Here is a 26765-nt window from a genome sequence, read left to right as displayed (position 1 = left end):
ACAATGATGCAATCCCAAATCGATTTCGCCCTGGCGACACCGGAAATCCTCCTGCTGGTTTTCGGCCTGGCTATCCTGCTCGTCGACGCGGTCAGCAATCACCCTGAGCGCAAGCCGACGTTCCTGCTGACCCTGCTGGCCTTGGGCGTGCTGACCGTCGTGTCGGCCTTCCAATGGAAAAACGGCGTCGCGGGCGCGACGTTCCACGGGCTGTACGTCACCGATGAACTGTCGCACCTGCTGAAGATCGCGTCCTATATCGCGGTGGGCGCCACGCTGGTCTACGGCCGCGTTTATGCGCAGGTCCGCGACATGCTCAAGGGCGGCGAACTCTACGTGCTGACGCTGTTCGCGCTGCTGGGCCAGATGGTCATGATTTCCTCCGGGAACCTGATCTCGATCTACCTCGGCCTGGAACTGATGTCGCTGGCGCTGTATGCGCTGATCGCGCTGCGCCGCGACGACGTCGTGGCCACCGAAGCCGCCATGAAGTACTTCGTGCTGGGCGCGTTGGCCTCGGGCTTCCTGCTGTATGGCATGTCGATGGTCTACGGCTCCACGGGCCACCTGGACCTGGCCGAGATCTCCAAGGTCGTCGCCGCCGGCAAGGCCGAGAAGATGGCGCTGGTGTTCGGCATTGTGTTCCTGGTGTCGGGCCTGGCGTTCAAGCTGGGCGCAGTGCCGTTCCACATGTGGGTGCCCGACGTCTACCAGGGTTCGCCGACCGCGGTCACGCTGATTCTGGGCGGCGCGCCGAAGCTGGCGGCCTTCGCCATCACGCTGCGCCTGCTGGTGGACGGCCTGCATGGCCTGGCCGCCGACTGGCAGCCGATGCTGATGATCCTGGCCGTGCTGTCGCTGGCCATCGGTAACCTGACCGCCATCGCGCAGACCAACTTCAAGCGCATGCTGGCCTACTCGACCATCTCGCACATGGGCTTCGTGCTGCTGGGCCTGATGTCGGGCTCGGTCGCGGGCAAGCCGGAACTGTCGTCCGCCGCCTATGGCGCGTCGCTGTTCTACATGCTGACCTACGTGCTGACCACGCTGGCGAGCTTCGGCATCGTGCTGCTGCTGTCGCGCCAGGGTTTCGAATGCGAGCAGATCGACGACCTGAAGGGCCTGAACCGCCGTAGCCCGTGGCATGCCGCCATCGTGCTGCTGCTGATGTTCTCGCTGGCCGGGATTCCGCCGCTGGTGGGCTTCTATGCCAAGCTGGCCGTGTTGCAAGCGCTGATCAGCGCCGGCCACGTCACGCTGGCCGTGATCGCCGTGCTGTTCTCGCTGATCGGCGCGTTCTACTACCTGCGTGTCGTCAAGGTCGTGTACTTCGACGAACCGGCGGCCGACGCCGCACCGATCGCCGCCACCTGCGGTCAACGCGGGCTGCTGTCGATCAACGGCGCCATGATGCTGGTGCTGGGCTTGCTTCCGGGCGGCCTGATGGCGCTGTGCGTACAGGCCATCCGTTCGTCGCTGTCCCTGTAATCGGATACCCGCCATGAACCAGACGCTGGCGGTGTGGCTGTTGATCGCGCTGGCGCTTGTCAGCGCCAACCTCCCGTTCCTGACGGAACGGGTGTTCGCCGTCCTGCCCTGGAAGCAGGCCGGCGAGGCCGTGGTCAAACCGTTCTGGCTGCGCCTGGTTGAAGTGCTGGTGTTCTACGCCATCGTCGGCGCGCTGGGTTTTGCGTTCGAGTCCACGCTGGGTAACCGGTTTGCCCAGACCTGGGAGTTCTACGCGATCACCCTGAGCTTGTACCTGGTGCTGGCCTATCCGGGCTTCGTCTACCGCTACTTGTTCAAACGGCACCCCCGTCTGCGCGCCTGATGGTCCGCCAAGGCACCAAACGCCCCTTCAGGGGCGTTTTTCTTTTGGGTCCGTGAAATGTGCCGCACGCAAGGCCGCGCAGCAGGGCGGCCACCCCAGGCGCGTGCAATGGCATCGCGGACTTGCCGTGACGCTGCAAGGGGCGTCGCCGCGCCATTGCGCTATAAGCCGTTATTTATAGCGATCTTGCAGGCATAAGTGTTGTTTTTTTCGTCTTTAACCTAAGCGCAGCGCTTTGTTCAGGTTTCATTCAGCGCCCAAGATCAAAATCGCAACCGGTAAAAAAATAAGAATCGTTGCTATTCATATTCTGGAGAAGCTGGTTTGAAGCCCCAAGATTCGTATTCGCTGAATACGCTTACTACCTCGTTGGCCGCCGCCATTGCCGCGCCCGCCTTGTTCATCAGCCCCTACGCCGCCGCGCAGTCCGCGGACTCGGGCGTGACGCAGCTTGCCCCGGTTCGGGTGGAGGGTGAAGGGTCTTCGTACCAGACGACGACAGTGCCGTCGCCGAAGATGACCGCGCCTTTGCTGGATACGCCGCGCACGGTGCAGGTTGTGCCGAAGCAGGTGATCCAGGACCAGGCGGCGTCCACGCTGCAAGACGTGCTGCGCAATTCGCCGGGCATCACGTTCGGCGCGGGCGAGGGCGGTCGTCCGGGCGGCGACCTGCCGATCATCCGCGGCCAGAATGCCGCGGGCAGCCTGTTCCTGGACGGCATCCGCGATTCCAGCACCCAGGTGCGCGATACGTTCAACCTGGAACAGGTGGAAGTGATCAAGGGGCCGGACTCGGTGTATTCGGGCCGGGGTGGCGCTGGCGGCAGCATCAACATGGTCAGCAAGGCGCCGAAGGCGACGGACTTCACCGAAGCCACCGCCCAGATTGGCACGGACAACAATTACCGCGCCACGATCGACGGCAACTGGCGCCTGGCCGACAAGGCGGCGTTCCGCTTGAACGTGATGGGCAACAAGGGCGACGTGGCCGGCCGCGACGACGCCGTTGATTTCGAGCGCTGGGGCGTGGCGCCGTCGCTGATGCTTGGAATCGGCACGCCGACTCGCATCACGCTCAGCTACTACCATTATCAAGACGACAGCATGCCGGACTACTCCATTCCGTATGACCCGAAGACGGGGCAGCCGGTGACGGAGACGCGGGGCGTGAGCCGCAAGACGTTCTACGGCCTGACGGGCCGGGACTTCATGAGCACGCGGGATGATGTCGCGACGGTCGATTTTCAGCACGATTTTTCGGACAAGCTGCAATTGCGCAACGTGACCCGGTATGGCCGTGGCACGACCGATTTCGCCGCCACCAACCCGGACGACAGCAAGGGCAACGTGCCCAACGGGCTGGTTTACCGCGCGTTGAAGTCGGGCTACTACGTCACCAAGAGCTTCGCCAACCAGACGGATCTGACCGGCGAGTTCGATACCGGCAGCCTGAAGCACTCGTTCGACCTGGGCTTCGAATACAGCAACATCAAGCAGGACAAGGACGGCTATACGGAGTCCATTCCCGGGGGCACCAGCGCCTGCGCGGGCAGCCCGAATCCGGCGCTGTGCGCTTCGCTGTGGGATCCGGACCCGGGCACCTCGTATCCGGGACACCTGCAACGCAACGACAACCCGGCCCGCTACAACACGGACACGGTGGCGCTGTACGGCTTCGACACGATCAAGTTCAACGAACAATGGCAAGCCAGCATCGGCGCGCGCTGGGACAACTACCGCACCAGCGGCAGCAACATTGCGAAGGGCCGCAACGACCCGGCCGGCACGCCGGCGTTCTACAACACCAGCCGCGAAGACAATCTGTTTAACTACCAGTTGGGCCTGGCCTACAAGCCGCTGCCCAATGGCACGATTTACGCGACGTACGGCACGTCATCCACGCCGTCGGCCATCGCGGCCGGCGCAATCAGCGATGCCGCCACGGCCACGAGCGCGTCGCTCGAGCCCGAAAAGAGCCGTACCGTGGAGCTGGGCACGAAATGGCAGGTGTTCGACGACCGGCTGACGCTGTCAGCGGCTGCCTTCCACGATATTCGCAAGAACACGAGCGTTGCCGTGTCCGCCACGGAAGTGTCGCAAGTGGGCGAGGCCAGGGTGCGGGGCATCGAACTGGGCTTCTCGGGCAACATCACGCCCAGGTGGAACGTGTTTGGCGGCTACACCTTCATGGACAGCGAAGTGACCAAGGGCGCCTATAACAGCGGCGCCGTGGGCCAGGACCTGCCCAATACGCCGCGCAATGCCTTCAGCCTGTGGACCACCTACAAGGTGCTGCCCAAGCTGACGGTCGGCGGCGGCGCCTACTACGTCGACAAGCAGTTCGGCAATGCCGACGCATCGAACAACCCGGATGGCACGCCGAAGGCGCGCTGGGTGCCTTCGTACTGGCGCTTCGACGCGATGGCGGGCTACGAGTTCAACGAGCACTTCTCAGCCCAGCTGAACGTGTTGAACCTGTTCGACGAAACGTACTACACCAAGGCTTACGCGGCGCACTATGCTGCGTTGGGTTCGGGCCGGGCGGCATTGCTGTCGCTTAAGGTCCGGTATTGATGAGGCCGTAGCGACGGACCGCTCTTGATGGGCCGGTACGGTTTCGAAGCTGCAATGAAAAAACCACCGCAAGGTGGTTTTTTTTGGGGGGCAGGCGGTGGGTTGTTGTTTCGGACGGCCGCGAAGGCTGCCGCCGATCAGCTTTCGAACCAGTTCAGCACGCCGTCCAGGCCCGTCACGTTCAACGCGAAGCGGGTTTGCTCGCGCACCAACGGCTTGGCGTGGTAGGCGACGGGGAAGCCCGCCGCGCCCAGCATCAGCAGGTCATTGGCGCCGTCGCCCATGGCGATGATCTGGTCTTTCGTGGCGCCGTGCACACGGGCGAATTCACGCAGGTAGACCGCCTTGGCCGAGGCATCCAGGATGTCGCCCACGACGTGGCCGGTCAACAGGCCGTTGTCGATTTCCAGCGTGTTTGCATGGGCGCTGTCCAGTTTCAGCCGCTCGCGCAGGCGGTCGGTGAAGAACGTGAAGCCGCCCGATACCAGCAATACCTTGATGCCGGCGGCTTGCGCCGTGCTGATCAGGCGTTCCGCGCCCGGGTTCAGCCGCAGCTTTTCAACATAGACCTGCTCCAGCGCGTCGGCCGGCACGCCCTTGAGCAGGGCGACGCGGCGGCGCAGGCTTTCGGCGAAGTCCTTGATCTCGCCGCGCATGGCGGCTTCGGTGATCTCGGACACCTTGTCTTTCACCCCCACCACACCCGCGATCTCGTCGATGCACTCGATGTTGATCAGCGTGGAATCCATGTCCATCGCAAGCACCTTGCATTGCGACAGTTTCAGGCCGGCCGGCAGAAAGGCCACATCCACGCCGTTGCGGTCGGCCCAGGCCACGACTTCGGCGCGGGTCAGGGCGTCGTGCTGCACGTCCAGCAGACGGGCCGCGGTGTTGCTGATGCGCGCCACGCCCTGGGCCTGAGCCAGGGCGGCCAGCTGTTCCGCGTGTTCGACGGTCAGGCCGGGGGATTGGACGACAAGGTGATGGGTAGTCATAAAGTTGCGAAGGTTGGCGGGATTATTTCAAGGCGCGCAGCACGACGCGTATGGCGTCGGCGCGAGCGGCGATCTGCGCGGCCTTGATCTCAATCCGCAATTTATCCTGTCCTGCCAGTTTGATGTTGCGCTGGCGTTGCACAAGTTCGATGATCCGGCCGGGATCGACCGTGGTCTTGGGGCCGAATTGCATCAGCGCCTGGGTTTCGCTGGCGTCGATCTTGACGATGCCCAACGGTTGCGCGGCCAGTCGTAAACGATGCGTGGCCAGTAGCGTTTGCGCGGCTTCGGGCAGTTTGCCGAAGCGGTCGATCAGTTCTTCCTGGATAAGGATCAGATCGTCTTCGTTGGCGGCGTGGGCCAGACGCTTATAGATACCCAGGCGCGCGTGCACGTCGGCGCAGTAGTCGGAAGGCAGCAGCGCGGGGGCATGCAGATTGACCTCGCAAGCCAGGTTGAAGGGCGCGTCCAGGTCGGGTTCTTCGCCCGCGCGCAACGCGCGGACGGCCTCGTTCAACATCTCGTTGTACATCGAGAAGCCGACCTCCTGGATGTTGCCGGATTGCGAGTCGCCCAGCACTTCGCCCGTGCCTCGGATTTCCAGGTCGTGCATGGCCAGGTAGAAGCCGGAACCCAGTTCCTCCATGGCCTGGATCGCCTCCAGGCGCTTTTTGGCGTTGGACGTGATGGCGTCCTCGCCCGGCGTCAGCAGATAGGCGTAGGCCTGGTGGTGCGAACGTCCCACGCGGCCGCGCAACTGGTGCAACTGCGCCAGTCCGAAGCGGTCGGCGCGGTGGATCACGATGGTGTTGGCGCTGGGCACGTCGATGCCGGTCTCGATGATGGTGGTGCACAGCAGCACGTTATAGCGCTGCTGGTAGAAGCCCTTCATCACCTGTTCCAGTTCGCGCTCGGGCATCTGGCCGTGGGCCACGGCGATGCGGGCTTCGGGAACCAGTTCTTCCAGCCGCGCGCGGCGATTGTGGATGGTTTCAACCTCGTTGTGCAGGAAGTAGCACTGGCCGCCGCGCTTGAGCTCGCGCAGCAGGGCCTCGCGCAGGGTGCTGCCGTCTTCGCGGCGCACGAAGGTCTTGATCGCCAGGCGCTTCTGCGGTGCGGTGGCGATGACGGAGAAGTCGCGGATGCCTTCCAGCGACATGCCCAGCGTGCGCGGGATGGGCGTGGCGGTCAGCGTCAGCACGTCGACTTCGGCGCGCAGCGCTTTCAACGCTTCCTTCTGGCGCACGCCAAAGCGGTGCTCTTCGTCGATGATGACCAGTCCCAGGCGTTTGAACTTCACATCCTTGGACAGGATCTTGTGCGTGCCGATGACGATGTCGACGCGGCCGTCGTTGATGCCTTCGATGGCGGCGGCCACTTCCTTGGCCGAGCGGAAGCGCGACAACTCCACGACGCGCACCGGCCAGTCGGCGAAACGGTCGGAGAACGTCTGGGCGTGCTGTTCGGCCAGCAGGGTGGTGGGGCACAGCAGGGCAACCTGCTTGCCGTTGGCCACCGCCAGGAAGGCCGCGCGCAGCGCCACTTCGGTCTTGCCGAAACCCACGTCGCCGCAGACCAGCCGGTCCATGGGGCGGCCGGAGGTCATGTCCGCCAGCACGGCTTCGATGGCGGCGGCCTGGTCCGCTGTTTCTTCGAAGCCGAAGCCTTCGGCGAAGGCCTGGTAGTCGTTCAGCGGCAGATTGAAGGCGAAGCCTTCGCGGGCGGCGCGCTGCGCATACAGCGCCAGCAGCTCGGCCGCGGTGTCGCGCACCTGGCGGGCGGCCTTGCGGCGCGCTTTGTCCCATTGGCCGGAGCCCAATTGGTGCAAGGGCGCGGCTTCCGGGTCGGCGCCGCTATAGCGGGCGATCACGTGCAACTGCGACACCGGCACGTACAAGGTGCTGCCGTTGGCGTATTCAAGATGGAGGAATTCCATCTCGCCTTCGCCCATGTCCATGTTGACCAGGCCATGGTAGCGGCCAATGCCGTGCTGCGCGTGGACCACGGGGTCGCCGGCGCGCAGTTCGGACAGGTCGCGCACCATCGCTTCGACGTTGCTGGCGCGTTCCTGCGAGCGCTTGCCGCGCCGGCCGGTCGAAGCCAGGCCCGGGTACAGGTCGTTTTCGGTCAGGAAGGCCAGGTTGGCCTGCGGCAAACCGAAGCCGGTGGCAAGCGGCGCGGCGACGATGCCGAAGTTTGCGTCGGACGCCAGAAAGGCTTCGATGGTTTCCGGCTGCGCATCGGGCGTGACGCCAAACTCGTTCAGCATCTGCACCAGGGTCTCGCGGCGGCCGGCCGAATCCGCGCACAGCAGCACGCGGGTCTGGCGGGTCTGCACCAGCGCGCGCAGCTTGGCGATCGGGTCCTCGGAACGGCGCGCCACGCTGACGTCGGGCACGGCTTTGAAGTCGGGGTGCGGCTCGCCGGCGGTGAGCGACAGGCGACGGAACGCCTTCAGGCTTGCGTAGAGCGTTTCGTTGTCCAGGAATAACGAGGACGGCGGCAGCACCGGGCGCTCGCGGTCGCTTTTCAAGAAACCGTAGCGGCTGGATGTGTCGTGGTTGAAGCGCTGGATCGCGTCGTCGATATCGCCGACCGTGACGGTGACCGTCCCTGCCGTCAGGTAATCGAAGAGCGTCGCCGTTTCCTCGAAGAAGAGCGGCAGGTAGTACTCGACGCCGGCAAACGGGATGCCGTTGCCGATGTCCTTGTAGGGCAGGGCGCGGGACGGATCGCCTTCAAAAATCTCTCGGAAGCGTGCGCGGAAACGGGTCCGCGAATCCTCATCCATCGGGAATTCGCGGCCGGGCAGCAACTGGACCTCGCGCACGGGGTACAGGCTGCGCTGCGTGTCGACGTCGAAGCTGCGGATGGTCTCGATTTCGTCATCGAACAGGTCCAGCCGGTACGGCACGGCCGAGCCCATGGGGAACAGATCGATCAGTCCGCCGCGCAGGCAGAATTCACCCGGCGCGGTCACCTGGGTGACGTGGTTGTAGTTGGCCAACGTCAGTTGGGCGCGCAGGGCGGCTTCGTTCAGCTTGTCCTTCTGCTTGAACGAGAACGTATAGGCGGCCAGGAACGAGGGCGGCGCCAACCGGTACAGCGCGGTCGTGATCGGCACCGTCAGCACGTCCACCGTCTTCATCATCAGCGAGTGCAACGTGTGCAGACGCTGGGAGATCAGGTCCTGGTGCGGCGAAAACGCGTCGTAGGGCAGCGTTTCCCAGTCGGGCAACTGGCTGACGCGCAGGTCCGGCGCGAATAGCTGGATTTCTTCGGCCAGCCGCTGGGCCTCCACCGGCTCGGCGGTCAGGATGACCACGGGCGCGGACGCCTGACGGGCCAAGTCCGCCAGCAGCCAGGCGTCTCCCGAACCGGGCGGCCGGGGCTGCGCATAGCGCGCGCCGGGTTTTAGCGCGGACAAAGTTGGGGCGGTCGCCGGGACGGGCGGGGCGGCGGTGGCGGAGGAATTGGGGGTGGGCATCAGGCTGGAAGCAGGCATCAAGCGGAAGATTATAAAATCACCGCACCATGTCTGACTCAATCATTGCAATCGTCCCCGCCGCGGGTGTCGGCGCCCGCGCCAACCCGTCCGGCGCGCAGGCCGTGCCCAAGCAGTATCGTCCATTGGCCGGACAGCCCATGCTGCGCCATGCGGTGCGCGCCCTGCTGGCCGATGAACGGGTGTCTCAGGTGCGCGTGGCCGTGACGCCGGGCGACGGCTGGGTGGACGCGGCGCTGGCGGGCCTGCCTCGGACGGTATGGCGCGCCTGCGGCGGCACGACCCGGGCCGACACCGTTGCCGGTGCGTTGGCCGACAGCGGGGTGGCAGACGATGCCTGGGTGCTGGTTCATGACGCAGCTCGTCCCGGCCTGCCGGCAGCCGCGCTGCGCCGCCTGATCGACGCCTGCCTGGCCGACCCCGTTGGCGGTTTGCTGGCGTTGCCCGTTGCCGATACGGTCAAGGGCGGCCACGAGCGGGTCGAGCGCACCCTGGACCGCAATGGCTTGTGGCTGGCGCAGACGCCGCAGATGTTTCGGGCCGGCGTGCTGCGCGATGCGCTGACGGCGGCCTCCGTGAATGGCGTGACCGTCACCGACGAGGCTTCAGCCCTTGAGGCGGCCGGATATGCGCCGTTATTGGTTCCGGGCGCCTTGCGCAACTTCAAGGTGACGTGGCCGGATGATTTCGAACTGATGGAAAAATGGCTATGAGCATTCCTTTTCGCGTCGGGCAGGGCTTTGACGTGCACGCGCTGGTCGAAGGCCGCCCGCTGATCATCGGCGGGGTCACGATCCCGCACACGCACGGCCTGCTGGGACATTCCGATGCGGACGTCCTGCTGCACGCGATCACCGACGCGCTGCTGGGCGCGGCGGGCCTGGGCGACATCGGCCGGCATTTTCCGGATACCGATCCGGCTTTCAAGGGCGCGGACAGCCGCGTGCTGCTGCGCGAGGCGATGGCGCGAGTGCGCAGCGCCGGCTGGGCGCCGGTGAACATCGATGCCACTCTGCACGCGCAAGCGCCCAAGATCGGCCCGCATGCGCCGGCCATGGTGAAGAACATCGCCGCGGATACCGGTCTGGCCGAGACCGAAGTCAACATCAAGGCAAAGACGAACGAGGGCCTGGGTTATCTGGGCCGCAAGGAAGGCATCGCGGCTACCGTCGTGGCCCTGCTGGCCCGCGCCTGAGCCGGGAAGGAACCCGGCGGCCCCAGCGCGATGCACATGAATTCCCGGCTTATTTACTTTGGAATACATCTTTAACAAATAAATAAGCGGGTCGAATTGATCTGGCATATTCTCCGCTCTTCAATTTCGACCACAGAGACATTCGGATGCATTTACGCGGCGTCGCCCTGATTTTCGTCCTAGGTGCATTCAGTTCGGCTGCACACGCCGAGTTTGAACAACAGCTTGGCCCGCTGGCCGGCACGGTCAGGCAGCAACTGCTGCAAGGCTGGACCGCCGGCGTGCAAGACGGCTGGTTCAGCTTGCGCAATACGGCGACGCCGGGCAGCGAACAGACGCTGTATCTCAATGTGGGGCCGGCGCCCGAAACGGGCCGCGTGACCGACGTCAATGTGGTCGTCAATTCGCAGAATCCGAAAGCCTCCATCGGCGTCGTGCTGAATAACCGCGCCGCCAAGAGCTTGTGCCTGCTTGAGATCACGGCCGACAAGAATACGTTGCTGTTCTGCCTGGAAGGCCAGAAGCGACGCGATATCGCGTCGGTGCCCAACCTGGCGAAACTGGATGGGTCCGACCGCATGAAAGTGGTCGAGCTTCCGGGCGCTGCCCGGTTCGTCGTGAACGGCCAGATTATCGGCGACGTCACCGATTCACCCGCGGTGGGTTCCGAAATCGGCATCATGGCGTATGACGTGGGCACCTTCGGCATCGCGGATTTCACCATCGAGTCGAATGTGGGTTCGAAGCCGTCCGGCGCGGCGGCGCCCGCCGGCGGACTGCCCCCGCGCCCCGGCGGCGGCGGCGCGGGGGCGCCGCAAACCGCCCCGCAAGGCGGTAATCCGCAAAGAACGCCAGCACCCGCCCAGACCCCGGCCGCCGGCAACGGCAGCTCGGGATTGCCGGGCGCGGGCCCCTATCCGCGCTTCGGTGGCGACACCCTGCGCATCGTTTCGGTGTACATCGGGATCATGCGCAGCATTTTCATGCACGAGTTCGGCCACGCGCTGATCGGCGAATTGGAATTGCCGTCGACCGGCGCGGAAGAAGACGCGGTCGACATCTATGCGGCGTTGCAGATTGTCGAACCGACGATGTACCCGTCGAACGACAAGGACGTGAACACCATGGCCCGCGATGCGGCCACCTATGCCGCGCTGCAGTGGTACTACAGCGGCAAAGTGGCTGAAAGCAACGGCGCGTCGGCCTCTTCGGCCTGGCAAGACGAACATACGGGCGACCTCAAGCGCTTCCGCAACATGCTTTGCATCATGTATGGCGGTAATCCCAGCGTCTTCGAGCCGGTGGCCAAGCACGTCGGGCTTGAAGACCGGACCAAGGCGCGTTGCTCGGACGAATTCAACAAGCAGAACCGCGCCTGGCGCAAGATCCTGGCGCCTTATACCCGCGTCGGCACCTGGACGCCGGACGGCCTGCAGCCTGCCAATGCGCCCGGCGCGCCGGTGAAGGTGGTCTTCGAACCGTCTTCGCGCAAGATCGGCAATCTGTTCGCCAACAACCTTTCCGAAGCGATCACGAACAACATCAAGTTGCTCGGGCAGACCTATGTGCTGCCGCGTCCGGTAAACGTGGTGTTCAAGGACTGCGGCAAGCTCAACGCCTGGTACAGCCCGCGTGAAGGCTCGATCACGATGTGCTATGAGCTCATCGAGAGCATCGCGGTGATGATTTCCGATATCGAAATGGGTACCGTCAATGGCGAAGTCGTGGCCAACAAGGGCGGCGGCCCGGCCACTGCGCCACGCCAGCAGCCGCAATCGGCGCCCGGCCAAGGCATGCCCCCCAGCGCCATCGACGAACTGAAAGACATGGGCGTGCCGCCCACGACCATGCTGTTCGCCGCGCCCTACAAGGGGCCGACGCCCAACCAGATCTACCGGGCCCAGGTGATTACCACTGCGGATCTGGTGTCGATGGTCAAGAACGACAAGAACATCCTGATCGTCGATACCAGCGGCCTGCGCGACACGGTGCCGATCGCTTTCCCGCTGGCCGACGCCGGTTCGGACGGCAGCGTCACTGATCAGCTGCAAGCCTCGCTGGACGCCTGGTTGCTGAAGAAAAGCGGCGGCAAGCGGGATGTGCCGGTCGTGTTCCTGGGCGGCAGCATGAACGACCGTTCGTCCTATAACGCGGCCCTGCGCGCCGGGACGTTGGGCTGGCCGGCCTACTGGTACCGCGGCGGCGTCGAAGCATGGGCCGCCAACGGCCTGCCGACCACCTCGGACATGGCGAAGAAGTAGCCATCGCCAGCCGCATGAAAAAACCGCCTGTGCGAACAGGCGGTTTTTTTGTGCCCATCAAGGAGCAGAGCAGCAAGCACGCGCAGCGTGTGCGGCGTGGGGGCCATTTTTGCCGCCGGGCCGCCCCAAGGCAAAAAGCGCCCCCTCGGGGGGCAGCAAGCACGCGCAGCGTGTGCGGCGTGGGGGCTATTTTCCTTGGGCGGCCAGTGCCAGGGCGGCGGCGTTCACCACCGATGCGATACGGCCCGCGTCGCGCAGCTGTTCGGTCGACAGGCCGTCGTTCTTCAGGTTTTCATAGTGCGAGGCCACACAGAAGTGGCACTTGCCGATGATCGAGGCCACCAGCGCGAACAGTTCGAAGCGCTTCTTTTCCACGCCGCCGTGGGTGGCGTAGGCATTCATGCGCAGCTGCGCCGGCAGGCTCTTCAACTGCGCATCGCCGGTCATTTCCACGTAGGGATACCAGGTGTTGTTCATGCCCATGAGCGCCGAAGCGGTCAGCGCGGCATTGGCGTCGCCTTCCGACAAGCCGCTCTTGAAGGCTTCCACCAGCACCGGGCTGCGCGCGGCGTAGGCGGCGGACAGGGCGGCGCCCACGGCATCTTCAGGGGCGAGCGTCGAACGGGCAATCACGGCGTCCAGATTCAGGCGGATGTCCTTGGCCCAATCCGGCAGCTGTTCCTTAATGGTGGTAAGAAATTCCATAGTTTTTACCTATAATCTAGCGCAATTAAAGCCCAGCTCGGGGCCTGCAAGCAGGCCCGTTGCCGGGCTGGAAATTACAGCGTGGCGCCGCCAACCGTACGGTTGCACGGGCACAGCTCGTCGGTTTGCAGACCGTCAAGCAGACGCAGAACTTCTTCCGGGTTACGGCCGACGTTCAGGTTGTTCACCGAAACGTGCTGGATCGTGTTGTCCGGATCAACGATGAACGTGGCGCGCAGGGCAACGCCAGCACCCTTTTCACGGACGCCCAGCTGGTCGATCAGGGCACCGGTGGTGTCGCCGAATTGGTAGTGGCCCAGCTTGTTCAGGTCCGGGTGCTCACGGCGCCATGCCAGCTTGACGAATTCGTTATCGGTCGAGCCGCCCAGCAGGACGGCGTCGCGGTCTTCGAAATCCTTGGCCAGCTTGTTGAAGCCGACGATTTCGGTCGGGCACACAAACGTGAAGTCTTTCGGGTAGAAGTAGATCACCTTCCACTTGCCGGGGAACGAGCTTTCGGTGATGTCTTCAAACGCCGACACGCCATTTTCTTCGTGCTGGTTGAAGCCGGGTTTGACGCCGGTGACCTTGAAGGGCTCGAGTTTGTCGCCAACAGTTTTCATGTGTACTCCCAGTAGTTGTTGGTGGAAATAAGGCTGTGCCTTAAAGCATAAATTCTACGCTATGGATTATCGTTGTCTAATTGATAATTCCTAAACTTGGCTTTGGGCAACTCTATCCGCGCGGTCAGCCCGCCGCCCTCTCGGGGGAGCATTCGCAGCGTGCCGCCCACGTGCTTGAGCAGGCGTTCGACGATGGCCAGACCCAGGCCCGCGCCGCTGACACCGGTACGCGCCGCCTCGCCCCGCGAGAAAGGCCGCAGCAGCCGGTCGACATCTTCAGGAGCGATGCCGGGCCCGCGGTCGCAGACTTCGATCACGATCATGCCGCCTTCGGCTTGCAGCGTCATGACAAGGTGCGCCATGCCGTCGCTGGACCGGCCATAGCGCCGCGCGTTTTCGATCAGGTTGCTGACCACGCGCTTCAAGTCCAGCGCCGTGATCCGGGCGCGCAGCCCCGGTTCCAGCGAGGCGTCGAGGTCTCCACCCAGCGACGCCGTGTGGCTGCGTTCGCGTTCGTAGAGTTCGGCCAGGACCGCCGAGATGTCCGTCGCCAGTTGCGGCAGCGTGCCGGCCGGACGTGCGTATTCCATCAACTGGCCGATGCTGTGGTCGATCTGGCCCAGGTCTTCGTCGATGGCCTGGCGGGCGTCTTCCGACACGCCGCTCAGTTCGATCTCAAGCCGCATGCGGGCAAGCGGCGTGCGCAGGTCGTGCGAAATCCCCGCCAGCATCAGTTCCCGGTCTGCCTCGGCCTGTCGCAAGTCTTTGGCCATCCGATTGAACGAGGCGTTCAGGTCGCGGATTTCCAGCGGACCCTGCTCGGGCAGGGCTGCGGGTGTCTCGCCGCGCGACAGCACCTGGGCCGCCCGGGCCAGCCGCGACAACGGCCGGTTCACGAAGCCCACCGAGACCGCCGCCCCGACAAGGGAAAGCAGCAACGCCGTGGCGCCCCAGCCCAACCATTCGATCCCGCCCGTCAACCCGATCTGCTCTCGCTCGAACACCAGCCAGTACAGGTCTTTCTCTATCTGGAAGCTGACCCAGAAGCCAGGCACCTGGTTCACGCCCCAGGCGATCTGCGTTTCCGGACCGAAGCGCGTGCGGATATGCTGGGCAACGCGTTGCCAATAGTCGTCGTCGGGGAGGGCTTCGGCAAAGTCAGTGACTTCGCGCGGATAGACCTGGATGCCTTCGTTGGTGGCCAGGTCCAGCAGGAGCTTGCTGCGTTCGCCGTTGTGCGAGTAGATCAGCGCCGTGCGTGTGATATTGACGGCCGTGATCACCCGCTGCGCCATTTGATTGGCGCGCGGTCCCAGCTCCATGCTGAAGAAGACTTGTAGCCACGCGCCCAGGCTGACCAACATCAGCGCGGCAAGCAGCAGGAACGTGCGGCCGAACAAGCCGAGCCGCAAACGTGAAGTCAGGTTCCTGAAGGTTCTGCGCAAGCGGGGCACGAGGCTGCGCTCCTGCCCGGGGCGGGCGAGCCGATCAGCTACCACCGTCCGGCACAAACACGTATCCGAGACCCCAAACGGTCTGGATGAACACGGGCTTGGACGGATTAGGTTCGATCAGTTTGCGCAGGCGCGAGATCTGGACGTCGAGGCTGCGATCGAAAGCTTCGTATTCGCGGCCGCGCGCCAGCTCCATGAGCTTGTCGCGGGACAGGGGGATCTTCGGATGGCGCGCAAACACCTTGAGCACCGAGAATTCACCCGTGGTGATCGGCACCTGTTCGCCGTTGCGCGTGAGCGTACGGGTGGACAGGTTGAGCACGTAGGGGCCGAAGGCGATGGATTCGTTTTCCTGGCTGGGGGCGCCGGGATGTTCCTCGGTGCCGCGGCGGCGCAGGATCGCGTTGATCCGTGCCAGCAGTTCCCGGGGGTTGAACGGTTTGGACAGGTAGTCGTCCGCGCCCATTTCAAGGCCCACGATGCGGTCGATTTCTTCCGCCTTGGCCGTGAGCATGATGATGGGCGTGTTGTCGTGGCCACCGCGCAGCCGACGACAGATGGACAGGCCATCTTCGCCGGGCAGCATCAGATCCAGCACGAGCAGGTCGAAATGCTCGCGTTGCCAGAGTTTGCCCATCTCTTTGGCGTCTTCGGCAACGAAAACGTTGAATCCCTGCTCGGACAAATACCGGCGCAGCAAATCGCGCAAGCGCGGATCATCGTCGACGACGAGGATTTTTCGGGTGGGGGTGGTGTTTTGCGTATTCATGGCCGGAAATGTAACAGTGACGAGAACCAGCGGCTAGTGGGCGTTCACAAGATATTACACATTGCGAACCATGGTTGAAATCCCCCTTACAACCGGGGGCAAAGCCGCCGTATTTCGTACAATCTGCATCTATGGAACTAAACCTGCTGGCTTTGGAAACGTCTTCGTCCCGTTGTGGGGTGGCCCTGTTGCGGGCGGTCGATGGCCGCCTGGAGGTCAGTACCCGGGAACACGAGGGCTCCCAGGAGCACGCCGAACGGCTTTTGCCGATGGCCAACGAGCTTCTGGCGGCCTCGGGCCTGGCGCCTTCGTCGCTCCACGCCGTGGCCTTCGGCCAGGGGCCGGGGGGCTTTACGGGGCTGCGCGTGGCCTGTGGCGTGGCCCAGGGCATGGGGCTGGGCCTGGGCATACCCGTGCTGCCGGTCGTGTCGCACCAGGCGGTTGCCGCCCAGGTCGCGGACGCAACCCCGTCCGATGCCATCGTCGTGGCCCTGGACGCCCGCATGAATGAAGTCTATCTGGCGGTCTACCGCCCGGCGGCCGCGCCGGAAGGCGAGGGCGGCTGGGAAACCGTGCAGCCGCCGCTGCTGATCGCGGCGGCCGAAGTCGTGCCCTGGACCGAGCACCATCTGCCAGCGTGGTCGGCCCAGGCGGGGCTGAGCCTGAATCTGGTGCTGGCGGGCGACGCCTGGGACGCCTATGCGGCTGACATGACGCATCCCGCGGCCTGGCGCCGCGCCGCCGACGCGCAACGGCCTGAAGCCGCCAGCGTAGCGCGGCTGGCGCGCCAGGGATGGCTGCGTGGCGAGGCCCTGCCGCCCGAACAGGCCGCACCGCTGTACGTGCGCGACAAAGTGGCCTTCACCACCGCCGAACGCATGCGTGGCGAAGGTGGCAACCCCAAGGCGCAGCCGTCACTGGCGTCGCAAGCGCCCCTGATCCCGCAGCCGCTCACCGAAGCCGACCTGGACGACGTCGTGGCGCTGGAAGCCCATGTGCAGGCGTTTCCCTGGACCCGCGGCAATTTCGCGGATGCGCTGGCTGCCGGATACGGCGCCTGGGTGCTCCGCCGCGAGGGCAAGGTGGCGGGCTTCTGCATCCTGATGTTCGCCCCCGACGTGGCTCACCTGCTGGTGATCGCCGTGGCCAAGCCCCTGCATCGCCAGGGCCTGGGCGGCGTCCTGCTTGACTGGTGCGAACAGCAGGCGCGCCAGCGCGGACTGGAAGGCGTGCTGCTGGAAGTGCGCCCGTCCAACGCGTCCGCCGTCAGCTTCTATCAACATCACGGCTATTTGCAGATCGGCGTGCGGCGCGGGTATTACCCGGCCGCCAAGGGGGCCCGTGAAGACGCGCTGGTCATGCAGAAGCGGTTTGCGGCTGCGGCGGAGGAAGCGGCATGAGCCTGCCGACCGCTGCCGCCAAGCCGGCCGTTCCCCGCATCAATCCGCTGCAAAGGATCTGGCTGCGGGAAATCGGCATGGAACGCCTGTGGATGCGTCCGGCGCCCGCCGCCGTGCGTCCCGTCGTGGTGCCGCAAGCGCCTGTTTCCGAACCGGTTTCCGTTCCCGACGCAACGCCAGCCGTCGTTGTGCAAGACACCGCGCCGCTGCCCGTGGCGCCTGCGCCCGCGCCTGCCGCGCCGGCTGCCATTGCTGGCGCCGCGCCTGTGGTCGAGACCGTCGCGTCCAAGCGCGCGAATGGCCGTCCGGGCATTCCGGCGTCCATCCTGAATCGCACGGGCCCGCCTCCGCGCCCGGAGCCCAAGGCGGCCGAGGACGACGTCGTCGAGGCGCCGCGCATCCCGGTGGCCGAGGCCGTCAAGAACGCCAATCTGGACGAATTGCGTGAACAGGTCGTGGCCTGCACCGCCTGCGGCTTGTGCGACGGGCGGCGCCACGCCGTGTTCGGTCAAGGCGCCACCCCGACCCGCTGGCTGGTCGTGGGCGAAGCCCCGGGCGAGCAAGAAGACCGGCAGGGCCATCCCTTCGTGGGCCGGTCCGGCCAGCTGCTGGACGCGATGTTGGCCGCCGTGGGCATGAGCCGGGAAACCGACGTGTTCATCACGAACGTGATCAAGTGCCGTCCACCGGGCAACCGCAACCCCAAACCCGAGGAAATCGCGGCCTGCAGCCCGTACCTGATGCGGCAGATTGCCTTGCTCAAACCCGAGCGCATCCTGGTGCTGGGCCGCTTCGCGGCGCAGACGCTGCTGGGCACGGACGCCACGATCGGCAGCCTGCGGGGCCGTGTTCATTCGTTGAAGACGGACGAAGGCGCCGAGATTCCGGTCATCGTCAGCTACCACCCGGCGTACCTGCTGCGCAGCCCGTCCGAGAAGGCGCGGGCCTGGCAGGACCTGAAGCTGGCGTCCCGCATGGTCTGACGGCGGCCGCCGGTCGCAAAAGAAAAACCGGGCCAAGGCCCGGTTTTTCTTTGGAATATCAATCGCTTGGCGGTGATTTCCTAGTGCGTGGAGTCCAGTGCGCGGCCATGGCCTTCCTGGCCGATCTGGTCGTGCAGATCGGGATTGGCCAGCATGTTGCGCTTGCTCCAGCGCATGAACACGACCATCAGCACGGCGACGACCGTGCCAAAAATGATGATGATGATGTTGATCGGCAGTTGCAGCCACAGCAGCAGGGTGTACATCGCCACCATCAGCAGGATGTTGAGCTGTTCGTTGAAGTTCTGCACGGCGATGGAATGGCCGGCCGACAGCAGCACGTGGCCGCGGTGTTGCAGCAGGGCGTTCATGGGCACCACGAAGAACCCGGCCAGGCCGCCCGTGATCAGCAGCAGCAGGTAGACGCTCCAGGGCGAGTAGACCAGCGGCATCAGCAGCACGACCAGCCCCATGGCGGCGCCCACGGGCAGCACGGCCAGCGCGCGGCGCAGCGGGATGCGTCCCGCCAGGATCGAACCCACCACCGTGCCCAGCGCGGCCACGCCCATCAGCATCGAAGCCTTGTCCAGCTGATAGCCCAGGTGGCTGCGGCCCCATTCGATGACGATCAGCTGAAGGGTTGCGCCGGCGCCCCAGAACAGCGTGGTGACGGCCAGCGAGATCTGACCCAGCTTGTCGCGCCAAAGCACGCGGACATAGCCCCAGAACGTGCGGATCAGCCGTACCGGGTTCTTTTGCTGCGGCGGATAGCGCACGTGGGTGTGCGGAATCATCAGGTTGCACAGCGCCGCCAGCAGGTAGACGAAGGCGATCACGAGGATGGCGGCTTCGGCCGGCGTGTGCACCAGGCTGCCGATGAACGAGTGGCTGAGCAGCGCGGTGGAGACCGAGGAAGAAATCAACAGACCGCCCAGCACCGTGCCAAGAATGATGGAGAAGACCGTCAGGCCTTCGATCCAGCTGTTGCCCTTGACCAGCATGTGGGGCGGCAGCATTTCGGTGACGATGCCGTATTTGGCGGGCGAATACGCAGCGGCGCCGATGCCCACGACGGCGTAGGCGGCACACACCAGATACGTCTGATATTCAGGGGCGACGCCGATGCTGGCGTACGAGAACATCAGCAGACAGCCGGCCACTTTCAAGGCGTTGGTGGAAAACATCACCCGCCCCTTGGGGAAGGAGTCCGCCAGGGCGCCAACAAAGGCGGCCAGCACCACGTAGGCCAGCGCGAAAGACCATTTCATCATGGGCGCCAGCCAGTCGGGGCCATGCAGCTCCTGTATCAAGGCGATGGCTGCGATGAACAGCGCATTGTCCGCCAATGACGAGAAGGCCTGCGCGGCCATGACCAGATAGAAACCACGTTTCAAGAATGTCCCCGTTCTTTGGCCTGAGCCCGGCCGGTCCGCGTGAAAATTATGTGTCGTGCCAAAAAGTGTCAGGGAGTATAGCCGGAGCGTGGGTGCGCGCTATTGAGCGTTTGCCCGTGGGTTGACCGTTGCTAACGTTTAGGGACAGACTGCCTGCGGTATCATACGACCCATATGTGAGCCGGCCCTTGACGGGCCGGTTTGCAATCTGTGCGGCAGGTCCGTTAACGCCTTTCGTTCAACCCACCCCGTCGTCATCGTACTGTGCGTCTTACTCAGCTAAAACTCGCCGGCTTCAAGTCCTTCGTTGATCCCACCGTGATCCCCGTGCCCAGCCAACTGGTCGGCGTGGTGGGTCCCAACGGCTGCGGAAAATCGAACATCATTGACGCAGTACGCTGGGTGCTTGGCGAGGCCAAGGCCTCCGAGCTGCGCGGCGAGTCCATGCAGGACGTCATTTTCAACGGCTCCGGCCACCGCAAGCCGGCCGCCCGGGCGTCGGTGGAAATGGTGTTCGACAACAGCGAAGGGCGCGCCGCCGGCCAATGGAGTACCTACGCCGAAATCGCCGTGCGCCGCGTTCTGACCCGGGACGGCACCAGCAGCTATTTCGTCAATAACCAGCAGGTCCGCCGCCGCGACATCCACGACATCTTCCTGGGCACCGGCCTGGGCGCGCGGGGCTACGCCATCATCGGCCAGGGCATGATCAACCGCCTGATCGAGGCGCGCCCTGAAGAACTGCGGGTCTTCCTGGAAGAAGCGGCCGGCGTGTCGCGCTACAAGGAACGCCGCCGCGAGACCGAAAACCGCCTGTCCGACACGCGCGAGAACCTGACCCGCGTCGAAGACATCCTGCGTGAACTGAACAGCCAGCTGGAAAAACTGGAAGCGCAGGCCGAAGTGGCCACGCGCTACCGCGAACTCCAGGCCGACGGCGAAAAGAAGCAGCATGCGTTGTGGTTCCTGAAGGAAACCGGGGCGCGCGAGGAGCGCGCCAAGAAAGTCCAGGAAATGGCGCAGGCTCAGAACGAGCTGGAAGCCGCCATCGCCGGCCTGCGGGCGGGCGAAGCCGCGCTGGAATCCCGGCGCCAGGCCCATTACGCCGCAAGTGACGCGGTACACACCGCCCAGGGCGCGCTGTACGAGGCCAACGCCCAGGTCAGCCGCCTGGAGGCCGAGATCCGCCACGTGGTCGATTCCCGCAATCGCCTGCAGTCGCGCCGCGACCAACTGCAGCAGCAGATCGCGGAATGGACCAGCCAGCGCGAGCATTGCACGGAACAGATCGCCCAGGCCGAAGACGACCTGGCCACCGCCGCCGCCCGCACCGAAGAGGCGCGCGCCACGGCGGAAGATGCCCAGGCCGGCCTGCCTTCGGTCGAGCAGCGCGTGCGCGAGGCCGCATCCGGCCGCGACGAAATGCGAGCCGCGCTGGCCCGCGTCGAGCAGAACCTGGCGCTGGTCGCTCAGACCCAGCGCGACGCCGACCGCCAGATGCAGGTCCTGGAGCAGCGGCGCGAGCGTCTGCAACAGGAACTGCGCGAACTGCACGCCCCGGACCCGGTGCGTCTGGAACAACTGGCCGGCGACCGCCTTGCGGGCGAAGACCAGCTGCAAGAAGCCCAGGAAGAACTGGCCACGCTGGAAGGCCGGGTGCCGGAAGCGGACGCCGAGCGCAGTCGCGCCCAGGCCGCCGCCCAGACCGACGCGCAGAATCTGGCGCGCCTGGAAGCCCGCCTGTCGGCGCTGGTGAAATTGCAGGAAGACGTGCAAAAGCAGGGGGCGCTGGAGCCCTGGCTGGCCAAGCACGAGCTCGCCGGCCTGTCGCGCCTGTGGCAGAAGCTGCATGTCGAGCCAGGCTGGGAAACCGCCCTTGAAGCGGCGCTGCGCGAACGCATGGCGTCGATGGAAGTGCGCAACCTGGACTGGGCCCGCGCCTTTGCCGAAGATGCGCCACCGGCTCGCCTGGCGTTCTACCAGTTGCCCGTCGCCGCGCCCGCGCCGGCGGCACCCGCCGGCCTGACACCGCTGGCCAGCCTGTTGCGCATTACCGACCCCGACCTGCGCACGCTTCTGAACGAGTGGCTGGCCGGTGTCTACACCGCGACCGACGTAACCCAGGCCCTGGCCATGCGGGCATCCTTGCCCGCCGGCGGCGCCTGCGTGGTCAAGGCCGGCCATCTGGTCGACGCGCACAGCGTGCGCTTCTACGCGCCAGACTCCGAGCAGGCCGGCCTCCTGGCCCGCCAGCAGGAAATCGAAAACCTGCAGCGCGAAATCAAAGCCCAGCAACTGATCGCCGACCAGGCGCGCGCCGCGGTCGCCCGTGCCGAAGCGGCCTGGCAGCAGGTGTCCCAGGCCATCGCGCCGGCGCGCACCCGCGTGGCGGAAGTCACGCGCCGGGTGCACGACATCCAGCTGGAACACTCGCGGCTGCAGCAACAGGCCGAGCAATCCGGCGAACGCGCGTCGCGCTTGCGGCAGGACCTTGAAGAAATCAAGGTGCAGGAAGAAGACCTGCTTGCCACGCGCGAAGAGGCCGAAGCCCGCTTCGAAACCCTGGACGAAGAGCTGGCTGAACACCAATCCCGTTTCGCCGACGCCGAGATCGACGGCGAAACGCTGGCCGCCCAAGCTGAGGCGGCCCGCACGCGCCTGCGTGAACTGGAACGCGCGGCCCAGGAAGCCGAGTTCGCCGAGCGCGGCATCCAGGTCCGCATCACCGACCTGCAACGCAACCAGCAGTTGGCGGCCGACCAGAGCCAGCGCGGCGCGGTTGAACTTGAACAACTGATGGGCGATCTGGCCGAGCTGGATGCGTCCGCGTCCCAGGCCGGCTTGCAGGATGCCCTGGAAGCGCGTGCCGAACGCGAGGAAGCGCTGTCCCGCGCCCGCCAGGAAATGGAAAACCTGTCGGCGTTGTTGCGCGGCGCCGACGAAGACCGGCAGCAGCAAGAGCAAACGCTGGAACCGCGTCGGGCGCGCATCATGGAATTGCAGTTGCAGGAACAGGCGGCCCGCCTGGCCGAGGAACAGTTCACCGAGCAGTTGAACGCCCGCGAAGTCGACCGCGAAGCGCTGGCCCAGGACTTGGCCAACGCGCCCGACGAATGGCGCCGCGCCAGCTGGCTGCAGCAGGAAGTGGGGCGCATTTCGCGCCAGATCGAGTCCTTGGGCTCGGTCAACCTGGCGGCGCTGGATGAATTGAACACGTCGCGCGAACGCAAAGGCTTCCTGGATTCGCAACACCAGGACTTGATGACCGCCATCGAGACCCTGGAAGACGCCATCCGCAAGATCGACCGCGAGACCCGCGAACTGCTGCAAGAGACGTTCAACGTCGTGAACGGCCACTTTGGCGAGCTCTTCCCCAAGCTGTTCGGCGGGGGCGAGGCCAAGCTCAGCATGACTGGCGAGGAAATCCTGGACGCCGGCGTGCAGGTGATGGCGCAGCCTCCGGGCAAGCGCAACAGCACGATTCACCTGCTGTCGGGCGGCGAAAAGGCCCTGACCGCGACCGCGCTGGTGTTCGCCCTGTTCAAGCTGAACCCGGCGCCGTTCTGCCTGCTGGACGAGGTGGACGCGCCGCTGGACGATGCGAACACGGAACGTTATGCGAATCTTGTCGCCAGCATGAGCGAGCAAACGCAGTTCCTGTTCATCTCGCACAACAAGATCGCCATGCAGATGGCCAAGCAACTGATCGGGGTAACCATGCAAGAGCAAGGGGTTTCGCGTATCGTTGCGGTAGATATAGATTCGGCCGTGCAGATGATGGCCTCCGAAGCGGCATAAACCCAATATTTAGAAAGGCGCCGCCCTGTTGGCGCGGGATTTACACATGAGTGATTTGCAGATCGGGCTGATTGCCCTGGGCGTCTTGCTGATACTGCTGGTGCTGGGGTTCAACTGGTGGCAGGACCGGCGCGTCCGGCGCAAGATGCAGAGCCATTTCCCCACCTCCGAGCAGGATCCCCTGCTGGGCGGCGCGGCTGCGGCCGCGGCCGGCGCGGCGACCACGGCCTCCGGGGCGGTTTCCCGCCGCGAGCCCGGCATGGGTGGCGACGCACCGCGCAAGGAAGGCCAGCCGGCACCGGTGGACCCGGGCAGCGATGCCGACGACACCGAAGAACCCGATCCCGCCTGCGAAGTGGTCATCGAGATCAACTTCGCGGAACCGGTTCGCGGCGCCGACCTGCTGCCGTATATGCAAAGCCTGCGCCATGTTGGCCGCAAGCCGATGCGCGTGTTCGCCGAAACCGACCAGCGCCGTCATCGTGCCCGCGTCCATGCCGGCGAAACCTATGCGTCGATGCAACTGGCCGTGCTGCTGGCCAACCGCAGCGGTCCGCTGACCGCCATCGAATGGTCGCAAGCCTGGGCCCGTGCGCAAGACATGGCTGAACGCTTCGACGCCACGATCGAAGGCCCCGACCAGCAAGCCGTGCTGGAGCAGGGCGCCCGTCTGGACGATACCTGCGCCGCGCTGGATACCCAGGTCGGCCTGACCCTGATGCTGGGCACCGCCCAACCGGCCGCCGAAGTCCTGTCCGTCGCCCGTGATACGGGTTTCGTGGCCGAAGGCAATCGCCTTGCCTGGCCGGCCGAGAATGGCGCGACCCGGTTCACGCTGTCGCGTGCCGACGGCGCCGCCTTTGACGCCGGAATGGGCGGCATCGAACGCCTGTACTTGCTGCTGGACGTGCCTTGCGCGCCGGCGGACAGCCGCGCCTTTGGCCGCATGGTCGATGTGGGCCGCGACCTGGCGGCGCGCTTGCGTGCCGAACTGGTCGACGACCAAGGCAAACCGCTTGCCGAGGGGTCGGAGACGGTCATCGACGAACGGCTGCAAGTGCTGTTCGAACAGCTCGAACAAGCGGGCCTGCCCGCCGGAAGCGAGCGCGCTCAACGGGTGTTCGCTTAATGAGCAGCGCGTCCGGTGGGGAAGACGCGGCCAAGGCCGCGGCGCGCTTGCGCGCAGAGCTTGAACAGCACAACGTCCGTTATTACGTCTACGACGAACCCACCGTTTCGGACGCCGAGTACGACGGCTTGATGCGCCAGCTTGAAGCCCTGGAGGCCGAGCACCCCGAACTTGTCACGCCGGAGTCGCCTACGCAGCGCGTGGGCGCCGCACCGGTTTCGGCGTTCGGCGCGGTGCGCCACGCCGTGCCCATGCTGTCGCTGAACAATGCATTCGACGAAGAAGAGGTCACGGCCTTTGATCGCCGCGTGACGGATACGTTGCGCGGCGCGGGCCTGTTGGGCCAGGCGCAACAGGCCGATTATTTCTGTGAGCTGAAGCTGGATGGCCTGGCGATCAGCCTGCGCTACGAAGACGGCCGCCTGGTGCAGGCCGCCACGCGCGGCGATGGCCAGACGGGCGAGGACGTCACGTCCAACATTCGCACGATCAAGGCGATTCCGCTGCAATTGAAGGATGGCGCGCCCAAGGTGCTGGAAGTGCGCGGCGAAGTCCTGATGAACCGCGCCGACTTCGAAAAACTGAACGTGGCCCAGGCCAAGCGCGACGAAAAAGTGTTCGTCAACCCGCGCAACGCGGCCGCCGGCAGCCTGCGCCAGCTGGACCCGCGCATCACGGCCAAGCGGCCGTTGCGCTTTTTCGCCTACGGCTGGGGCGAGGTCCAAGGCCTGCCCGGCGCGCAGAGCGGCCTGTTCGACGAGGCGTCGGCCGGTGCCGGCCAAGCGTCGCTGCTGCCCGAAAAATCGCACGGCGCGATGCTGGCATGGCTGCACGAGCTGGGCCTGCCGGTCAACCTGATGCACAACCATCGGGCCACGGGCGCCGAAGGGCTGATGGCCTTTTATGCCAAGGTGGGCGCGATGCGCGCGACCCTGCCCTACGACATCGACGGCGTGGTCTACAAGGTGGATTCGCTGCCGGCCCAGAAGGTGCTGGGCTTTGTGGCGCGCGCGCCGCGTTTCGCGCTGGCGCACAAGTTCGCCGCCGAAGAGGCCACGACGACGTTGCTGGATATCGAGGTGCAGGTCGGCCGCACCGGTGCGATCACCCCGGTGGCGCGCCTGAAGCCCGTGTTCGTGGGCGGCGTCACCGTCACCAACGCCACGCTGCACAACGAAGACGAGATCCGCCGCAAGGACGTGCGAATCGGCGACACGGTCATTGTGCGCCGCGCCGGCGACGTGATTCCCGAGGTGCTGGGGCCCGTGCTTGAAAAACGGCCGGATGATGCCCGGGAATTCGTCATGCCGACGGCTTGCCCCGTCTGCGGGTCGGCCATCGAAAGGCTGGAAGACGAAACCATCGCGCGCTGCACCGGCGGCCTGTTCTGTGGGGCGCAGCGCAAGCAGACCCTGTGGCATGCAGCCAGCCGCAAGGCGCTGGATATCGAAGGCTTGGGCGAAAAGCTCGTGGACCAGTTGGTCGACAGCGGTCGCGTCAAGACGCTGGCTGACCTGTATAGCCTGCGGCCGCTGGAACTGGTGGGGCTGGACCGCATGGGCCAGAAGTCCGCCGACAACCTGGTGGCCGCCATCGAAAAGGCGCGCGAGCCGGGCTTGGGCCGTTTACTGTTCGCGCTGGGTATCCGCCACGTGGGCGAAACGACCGCCCGTGATGTCGCCCGGCATTTCGGCAGCATCGACGCGATCATGGACGCGGACGAAGACGCCCTGTCTTCGGTGCCCGACGTGGGCCCGGTGGTGGCGGCGTCCATTCGCCGCTTCTTCGCCGAGCAGCACAACCGCGACGTGATCGAACAACTGAAGGCGCAGGGCGTGAACCCGGTGGCCGAAGCGGTGCCGCAGGGCACGACGCTGGCCGGCAAGACGTTTGTGCTGACGGGCACGCTGCCCAACTGGACGCGCGAAGAGGCCTCGATGCACATCCAGGCCGCTGGCGGCAAGGTCAGCGGCTCGGTGTCGAAGAAGACCGCGTATCTGGTGGCCGGTGAAGAGGCCGGCAGCAAGCTGACCAAGGCGCAGGAACTGGGTGTGACGGTGCTGGACGAAGACGCGCTGAAGGCCCTGCTGGGCATGTCTTAGGGCCAAGCCGGCCTGTCCCCTGGAAACAAAAGAACTGCATGCCCGAG

18 protein-coding genes are annotated in these 26765 nt (G+C 65.3%); 11 read left to right on the top strand and 7 right to left on the bottom strand.

The features are described 5' to 3' along the window. The first annotated feature begins 3 nt into the window (after positions 1-3). The 3 genes from nuoN to CQ050_RS01960 all read left to right on the top strand — a co-directional run bounded on the left by nuoN (position 4) and on the right by CQ050_RS01960 (position 4405). Positions 4-1488: an NADH-quinone oxidoreductase subunit NuoN gene (gene nuoN / locus CQ050_RS01970; protein ID WP_105555156.1), complete on the top strand. Its 1485-nt coding sequence runs from the start codon at positions 4-6 to the stop codon at positions 1486-1488. Positions 1489-1501: 13 nt separating this feature from the next. Then, positions 1502-1831 carry a DUF2818 family protein gene (locus CQ050_RS01965; RefSeq protein ID WP_105555155.1) on the top strand — a complete coding sequence of 110 codons (330 nt, stop codon included), beginning with the start codon at positions 1502-1504 and terminating at the stop codon, positions 1829-1831. Between the two features lie 324 nt (positions 1832-2155). After that, positions 2156-4405 carry a TonB-dependent siderophore receptor gene (locus CQ050_RS01960; RefSeq protein ID WP_105555154.1) on the top strand — a complete coding sequence of 750 codons (2250 nt, stop codon included), beginning with the start codon at positions 2156-2158 and terminating at the stop codon, positions 4403-4405. Between the two features lie 137 nt (positions 4406-4542). On the opposite strand, the gene serB is transcribed toward CQ050_RS01960, so the two are convergent. Further along, positions 4543-5400: a phosphoserine phosphatase SerB gene (gene serB, locus CQ050_RS01955; protein ID WP_105555153.1), complete on the bottom strand. Its 858-nt coding sequence runs from the start codon at positions 5398-5400 to the stop codon at positions 4543-4545. Positions 5401-5422: 22 nt separating this feature from the next. Beyond that, on the bottom strand, positions 5423-8905 hold the full coding sequence (mfd, locus tag CQ050_RS01950; protein WP_199196713.1) for a transcription-repair coupling factor: 3483 nt from the start codon (positions 8903-8905) through the stop codon (positions 5423-5425). 29 nt (positions 8906-8934) lie between these two features. On the opposite strand from mfd, the gene ispD reads away from it, so the two are divergent. The 3 genes from ispD to CQ050_RS01935 all read left to right on the top strand — a co-directional run bounded on the left by ispD (position 8935) and on the right by CQ050_RS01935 (position 12361). Further along, positions 8935-9618, top strand: coding sequence for a 2-C-methyl-D-erythritol 4-phosphate cytidylyltransferase (gene ispD, locus CQ050_RS01945; RefSeq protein ID WP_105555152.1), 684 nt, complete (start codon positions 8935-8937; stop codon positions 9616-9618). Then, positions 9615-10100, top strand: coding sequence for a 2-C-methyl-D-erythritol 2,4-cyclodiphosphate synthase (gene ispF, locus CQ050_RS01940; RefSeq protein WP_105555151.1), 486 nt, complete (start codon positions 9615-9617; stop codon positions 10098-10100). The genes ispD and ispF overlap by 4 nt, the downstream gene beginning before the upstream one ends. Positions 10101-10246: 146 nt before the next feature. Continuing rightward, positions 10247-12361: a DUF4344 domain-containing metallopeptidase gene (locus CQ050_RS01935; protein WP_105555150.1), complete on the top strand. Its 2115-nt coding sequence runs from the start codon at positions 10247-10249 to the stop codon at positions 12359-12361. 186 nt (positions 12362-12547) lie between these two features. Here CQ050_RS01935 and CQ050_RS01930 read toward each other — a convergent pair whose 3' ends face one another. From CQ050_RS01930 to ompR, 4 genes are all read right to left on the bottom strand, one after another. After that, a complete protein-coding gene (locus CQ050_RS01930; protein WP_057284725.1) occupies positions 12548-13066 on the bottom strand; it encodes a carboxymuconolactone decarboxylase family protein in 519 nt (172 codons plus the stop codon). Positions 13067-13140: 74 nt separating this feature from the next. Further along, positions 13141-13689 (bottom strand): peroxiredoxin, encoded by a 549-nt coding sequence (locus CQ050_RS01925; protein WP_006217982.1) that lies wholly within the window; start codon positions 13687-13689, stop codon positions 13141-13143. Between the two features lie 59 nt (positions 13690-13748). Continuing rightward, positions 13749-15143 (bottom strand): ATP-binding protein, encoded by a 1395-nt coding sequence (locus tag CQ050_RS01920; protein ID WP_199196712.1) that lies wholly within the window; start codon positions 15141-15143, stop codon positions 13749-13751. 34 nt (positions 15144-15177) lie between these two features. Further along, positions 15178-15912, bottom strand: a complete 735-nt coding sequence (gene ompR / locus CQ050_RS01915) for a two-component system response regulator OmpR (protein WP_003813882.1) — start codon at positions 15910-15912, stop codon at positions 15178-15180. Between the two features lie 131 nt (positions 15913-16043). Between ompR and tsaB the strand changes: the two genes are divergently transcribed. Next, entirely contained in the window at positions 16044-17312 is a 1269-nt protein-coding gene (gene tsaB, locus CQ050_RS01910; protein ID WP_105555149.1) for a tRNA (adenosine(37)-N6)-threonylcarbamoyltransferase complex dimerization subunit type 1 TsaB, read from the top strand. After that, positions 17309-18295: a uracil-DNA glycosylase gene (locus CQ050_RS01905; RefSeq protein ID WP_105555148.1), complete on the top strand. Its 987-nt coding sequence runs from the start codon at positions 17309-17311 to the stop codon at positions 18293-18295. Before tsaB ends, CQ050_RS01905 begins: the two co-directional genes overlap by 4 nt. Positions 18296-18375: 80 nt before the next feature. On the opposite strand, the gene lplT is transcribed toward CQ050_RS01905, so the two are convergent. Continuing rightward, positions 18376-19689, bottom strand: a complete 1314-nt coding sequence (gene lplT, locus CQ050_RS01900) for a lysophospholipid transporter LplT (protein ID WP_105555147.1) — start codon at positions 19687-19689, stop codon at positions 18376-18378. Positions 19690-19953: 264 nt separating this feature from the next. Here lplT and smc point away from each other — a divergent pair, with 264 nt between their 5' ends. The 3 genes from smc to ligA are packed head-to-tail and all read left to right on the top strand — an operon-like array spanning position 19954 to position 26718. Then, positions 19954-23487 carry a chromosome segregation protein SMC gene (gene smc, locus CQ050_RS01895; protein ID WP_105555146.1) on the top strand — a complete coding sequence of 1178 codons (3534 nt, stop codon included), beginning with the start codon at positions 19954-19956 and terminating at the stop codon, positions 23485-23487. 46 nt (positions 23488-23533) lie between these two features. Beyond that, positions 23534-24616, top strand: coding sequence for a cell division protein ZipA C-terminal FtsZ-binding domain-containing protein (locus tag CQ050_RS01890; RefSeq protein ID WP_105555145.1), 1083 nt, complete (start codon positions 23534-23536; stop codon positions 24614-24616). Continuing rightward, on the top strand, positions 24616-26718 hold the full coding sequence (gene ligA, locus CQ050_RS01885) for an NAD-dependent DNA ligase LigA (protein ID WP_105555144.1): 2103 nt from the start codon (positions 24616-24618) through the stop codon (positions 26716-26718). The genes CQ050_RS01890 and ligA overlap by 1 nt, the downstream gene beginning before the upstream one ends. Positions 26719-26765 lie beyond the last annotated feature (47 nt).

The sequence above is a fragment of the Achromobacter sp. MYb9 genome, assembly GCF_002975275.1.
In the GTDB taxonomy this organism is placed as follows: domain Bacteria; phylum Pseudomonadota; class Gammaproteobacteria; order Burkholderiales; family Burkholderiaceae_B; genus Achromobacter.
The sequence above is the reverse complement of the archived record's forward strand: the minus strand, read 5'-3'. Positions and strand labels throughout refer to the sequence as shown.